The sequence below is a fragment of the Candidatus Hydrogenedentota bacterium genome, assembly GCA_035416745.1.
Taxonomy (GTDB): Bacteria; Hydrogenedentota; Hydrogenedentia; order Hydrogenedentales; family SLHB01; genus UBA2224.
In genome coordinates this window covers 1-4,894 of record DAOLNV010000071.1, presented here as the reverse complement: position 1 = coordinate 4,894, position 4,894 = coordinate 1, and the positions used below count along the sequence as shown (strand labels likewise).

5 protein-coding genes are annotated in these 4,894 nt (G+C 62.0%); 1 reads left to right on the top strand and 4 read right to left on the bottom strand.

All coding sequences use genetic code 11. The annotated features are described in order from the left end of the window. The 4 genes from PLJ71_17495 to PLJ71_17480 form a co-directional block, all read right to left on the bottom strand. Window positions 1-476, bottom strand: a 476-nt coding sequence (locus PLJ71_17495) for a class I SAM-dependent methyltransferase (GenBank protein HQM50487.1), incomplete at its 3' end; no start/stop codon positions are given. Between the two features lie 71 nt (window positions 477-547). Beyond that, on the bottom strand, window positions 548-967 hold the full coding sequence (locus PLJ71_17490) for a thioesterase family protein (GenBank protein ID HQM50486.1): 420 nt from the start codon (window positions 965-967) through the stop codon (window positions 548-550). Window positions 968-1,001: 34 nt separating this feature from the next. Beyond that, on the bottom strand, window positions 1,002-2,264 hold the full coding sequence (locus PLJ71_17485) for a glucuronate isomerase (GenBank protein ID HQM50485.1): 1,263 nt from the start codon (window positions 2,262-2,264) through the stop codon (window positions 1,002-1,004). A gap of 42 nt (window positions 2,265-2,306) precedes the next feature. Continuing rightward, the gene (locus PLJ71_17480; protein HQM50484.1) at window positions 2,307-3,602 is read right to left on the bottom strand and encodes a Gfo/Idh/MocA family oxidoreductase; all 1,296 of its coding nucleotides are present in this window, start codon (window positions 3,600-3,602) and stop codon (window positions 2,307-2,309) included. A 213-nt stretch (window positions 3,603-3,815) separates the two neighbouring features. On the opposite strand from PLJ71_17480, the gene PLJ71_17475 reads away from it, so the two are divergent. Continuing rightward, a complete protein-coding gene (locus PLJ71_17475) occupies window positions 3,816-4,892 on the top strand; it encodes a uroporphyrinogen decarboxylase family protein (GenBank protein ID HQM50483.1) in 1,077 nt (358 codons plus the stop codon). Window positions 4,893-4,894 lie beyond the last annotated feature (2 nt).

The following is a 4,894-nucleotide window of genomic DNA, read 5'->3' as shown; positions in this document are numbered from 1 at the left end:
TTGCGGGCGAGCACCTCTTTTCCCATCATTTCGATGACCAGCATGCCGCCGGGACGCAACGATGCGTGCAGATTGCGCAACACCGTCATATTGTCCTCGTGCGCTTCGAAATAGCTGAAAGATGTGTACAGGCTCAGTGCCAGGTCGAAGCTGCCGGGCCGCGCGAACCGGCGCATGTCATCCTGGACAAATTCGATAGAGACGCCCTCGCCCTCGGCTCTCGCCCGCGCTTCCGCCAGATAGAACGTGGTCCGATCGACGCCGACCACGCGGCACTGGCGCTTGGCGAAAGCGATGCAATGACGGCCGACGCCGCAGCACATGTCCAACACGTCGAGCGGCGGCGTTTGTGCGGTCAGGGCCAGCACGTGCTCGGCTTCAATGCCGGCGGCCGCCCACCGGGTCTCGGAGAAACCCCATTTGTGAAAAAGGGCCCAGAACTTGTCGTCATCGTGCCAAGGTGTTTCGTCAGGCATGACCGCACCTCCACAGCGATTCTCCGGGGAACGCTTACTCCTACGCGACATATGCGCACGCGGGTCCGTTTCTAGACCAGCTGACCCGGCTCCACCTCGGATTTCAGCGCCGTGACGACCTCCTTGGGAAGGGCGACGGCTTTACGGCTCTGTTTGTTAACGGCACAGTGGACGGTGCGGACGGTGCAAGCCAGTCTGCCCTCGGCATTGAGGAATTCGTAGGCAATGGCAAAGGTCCGGCTGCGCAGGTCTACGACACGCAAGCGGATCGTAGCCTGCTGGCCGACAAACAAGGCGCGCCGGTAATCGCTTTCAGCATGGACTACGGGGATGATGTAATCGGTGGTTTGAATCAGATGGCCGATGTTCAGCCCGTGCGAGTCGAGGAAGGCCTCGTAGGCGTCGTGCGCCAGCGCGAAATAACGCCCAAAGAACAACACGCCCGCCGCGTCGGCGTCATGCAACGTAATGCGCACAGGGTAAACGAACATAGGCCCTCTTTTCCTGGACGGCGCCGTCCCGCGCTTATTTCAGGTAATCCCAGAAGTTGCCGCCGAGCAGGCCGGCAACGTCACGGTCGAGCTCACTTTGTTTCAGCGCCCAGCCCGTTCGCAGCAGGTCCGCGTACTTGTCGGCGAGCACGTTTGCGATGATGGCCCTCGAGTGGCTCCACTTGTAGATGACCTGGTCGAGCACGCGCGCGTCCGAGTGTTGAGGCAGGACGCATGTCCCCAGCAGCTCGAAGCGCATGCGCGTCATCTCTTCGATAATGCCCGGCACGTTGAGGAACCACCAGCACCCGAACAGAAACAGGTTCGGGAACTTGCGCGCCGCGATGGACAGTTCATGCTGATCCTCGCGTGCGAGCATGGTCACCATGAACTTCGCATCGGGATACGATACACACAGGCGCTCGACAGCTCCCACATCGCTCTTGCCCACGCCGTCGCCGGCGAGTTTCAAGGCCGGATTCATGGCGCGCTTGACTCCAATCATCATGGCGAAGGGCACGTTGTATTCTCTGGCTACGGGAATGATGCACTCGGCGATGAGCCTGGCGCGCGGCGACTCTTCCGGGAACGCGAAATCCTGCGGCAGCGATACCGCCATGTACAAGGCCTTGGTTCTTTTCAGCCAATCGGCAAGAAAACGCCGGGTCTCCGCCAACGCCTTCTTGCTGAGGGTTTCATCGGCGCCGTACCCCCATCCCTTGAGGCGTGCGCAGGCGCTCGCCCAGTTGTTCAGGACGAGGTCGATGCGCAGCGCTGCGTGGAACCGCCTGTCGGCCTCTATGCCCGACTCCCACACGGGACGCTCGGCGTCGTCGAACGGGTCGTTGGTCATGACCACCGATTTCAGGTTGGCGCGTTCGAAAACCGTGTCGATGTAGCCTTCGACGGTTTGTTGGGCGAAATAGGCACGGTACGCGGCGAGGTCGCGCGAGGCCACGTCAAGTCCCAGCGTATCGAGCACCGTGAGCACGCCCCGGCAGGCCTCGCTGTAGGGGGACCGCTCCAGAAACAGCGTTTGCCAGATGAAATCGGCCTGTTCCCGCTTGTTCTTCGCGTAAAACGCCGCCGGCTCGATACGCGACGCACGAACCACTTCCGCGATGAGATAATGGTACGTCAGCAGTTCGTCCACGCCCCAGAGCAAGAGTTTGCCGAACGCGGGCGCGTAGAGATGCGTGTGAATGTCGGTCAGAGGCGTGCGCTCGACGGTTTCGCGCACGGCCGCGCGCATCGCATCCATGTTGTTGCGCGTAAACACGGTCTCCGAAGCGGTCATCGGAATCCAATCTCCTTCCGTTCAGTCATGCTCGACCTGCCGTCAGCCCAGGGTCCAGGGGGCGCGGCGCTCACGATCCAGGTAGCTGTTGGCTTCGTCGTCGCCCGGGAACGTCTCGGTCACCGGGTCCCACGTGATTTCGCGTTTCAGCCAGCGCGCGATGTTGCCGAGATGGCAGACGGTGGTCGTCCGGTGGCCGATCTCGACGTCGGCGTTGGGAGTTTGGCGCGTGCGTATGCACTGAATCCAGTTCGCGATGTGCTCATTGGTGTCGCCCACGAACGAGAGGGGTTCGAGCTCGGGCAACGCGTCGTCCAGGGTGTCGGGCTTTATCACGTAACGTCCGCGGTCGATTTTGAGCTCGCCCTCGTCGCCTTCGAACCAGCCGCCGCCCGGGGCGCCCTGGTTGTCGAGCTTCACCACGGTGCCGTTGGCATAACGCATGTGGACGGGATACCGGGGCCCCTGGTGCACGCCGTCAAACGCGGGTTCCTGATCGAGCAGGGGCCAGACCGCGACAGGACCCGAAGCGTCCATGCCCAATGCCCACTGGATTTGGTCGAGCCCGTGCGCGCCCCAGCCGGTCATCTCGCCGCCGGAATAAGGCCGGAACGAGATCCATCCCCACTCCTGGCCTTGTTGGCCGCCGCGCGGGGTGTAGAGCTTTTCATGGTAGCCCCGGTATTGCGTGGGGCCGCACCACATGTCCCAATTGATGTACTCAGGCGCCTCCTCCTCGGGCAAGGTGCATTCCCACGGGCTGGGATAATTCTCCGTATGCACCGTGTGGACCTTTCCGATGCGGCCCGCGCGAACCAGGGCGCAGGCAACACGGTTCTCCTGCATGGTCCGTTGCTGGCTTCCGACCTGGCAGATGCGGCCGTGAGCGCGCGCCGCGTCGACCATCAGCCGCCCTTCCCGGATGGTAAGCGTCATGGGCTTTTCGACGTACACGTCCTTGCCCGCTTCCATGGCGTGAATCGAGTGCAGCGCGTGCCAGTGGTCGGGCGAGGAGATGATAACCGCATCCAGATCCTCGAGCCCCAGCATCTCCCGGTAGTCCTGAAAGAGCTTGTCGTCCGTGATGCCGTAGTCTCTGCCCAGTTTCCCCTTGGCCCAATCCTGCAGGCGCTGTTTGTTGACGTCGGCCAGTGCGATGACATGGGCGTCGCCGGGCACTCCTCGAAGCCCGTCGGCGCGGCGTCCGCAGCCGATATAGCCGATGTTGACGCGGTCGTTGGCCCCGAAGGCTCTTGCGGGCACGAAGTACGGCGCGGCAACGGCAGCGGCGGCCGCGGCAAGAAAGTGTCTGCGGGTGGGTTTGCGTCGTGCGGTCATGCGTGGCCTCCTCGTCACCATGCGTTTTGGGGATTGGTTTGCGCTGGCCCTGTGCGCCGGCTGCCCCGGACCCTCGTTTTCGAGGGCTTATTCTAGGCGATTCCGCGGAGCCGTGCCAAATCCGTCCATGTTCACGAACCCGGCTGATGTCTTTACGCCTGTGGTTCGTCTACAATGGGCAACACCAGGCATCAATACGCGGAGGAAAACCGTATGGCGCTGACGTATCGGGAGAATTACCTGCGAAATGCCTCGTTTCATTATCCCGAATACACCCCGATGCACATCTACCTGTCAAACGCTTCCTGGGACCAGTGGCGAGGCGCCATGGAGGACGTGGTGGCGCGACATCCCCGCATCTGGCCGGATTTTGAAAAGGGAAAACGCGACTGGGACGCCTTCGACTTCGGACCAGCCCACACCGCGGGCGTGCCGTTCGAGGACACGTGGGGGTGCGTCTGGCTCTCGGATACAAATGGCATTGAGGGCGTGGTGACGAAGCATCCCTTGGCTTCCTGGGCGGCGTTTGAGACGTGGCAGGTCCCTAATCCGCTGATAACCGCGGACCGTGGCCCCATGGACTGGGCACAGGCGCGGCGTGACATCGAAACGGCGAACGCGAAGGGCGAATTGACTTGGGGCGGGCTTCCCCATGGCTTCTTCTTCATGCGGCTGACTTACCTGCGCGGCTTCGACAACATGATGATCGATATGGCGACGGGGGAGCCTCCGTTGTGGGACCTCATCGAGGTGTTGTACCGCCATAACCGCGTGCTTATCGACCAATACCTCGCCATGAATGTCGATGCCGTGTCCATCGGGGAGGACCTTGGCAGCCAGACCTCCTCAATCATCAGCCCTGCCATGTTTCACACCTATTGCACGCCCACGTACGAGAGGCTCATCAGACCCTGCCGCGAAAAGGGATGTCATGTAATGCTGCACAGCGACGGATACATCATGGACCTCCTTGATGAGCTGATCTTCGCCGGGGTGTCGATCATCAATCCGCAGGACCTCTGCAACGGCATCGATAACCTGCGCAGGGAACTCAAGGGGCGCCTGTGCATCCGCCTGGATGTCGACCGGCAGCGCATCATCCCTTTCGGCACGCGGCAGGAAATCCGCGAGTTGATCGAAGAAGAGGTGCGCCTGCTCGGCTCGGCACAAGGCGGGCTCGAATTCATTGCGGGCATTTATCCGCCCACGCCGCCAGACCATGTTGACGCCCTCGCGTGCGCGTTCGAGGAGTTTCAAACGTATTGGTTCGATGGCCGGGGCAAGGAATAGCC

Bases quoted from the DNA above. Each gene is read 5' to 3' on its own strand.
- PLJ71_17490 (HQM50486.1), bottom strand. From the start codon at position 967: ATGTTCGTTTACCCTGTGCGCATTACGTTGCATGACGCCGACGCGGCG.
- PLJ71_17485 (HQM50485.1), bottom strand. From the start codon at position 2,264: ATGACCGCTTCGGAGACCGTGTTTACGCGCAACAACATGGATGCGATG.
- PLJ71_17480 (HQM50484.1), bottom strand. From the start codon at position 3,602: ATGACCGCACGACGCAAACCCACCCGCAGACACTTTCTTGCCGCGGCC.
- PLJ71_17475 (HQM50483.1), top strand. From the start codon at position 3,816: ATGGCGCTGACGTATCGGGAGAATTACCTGCGAAATGCCTCGTTTCAT.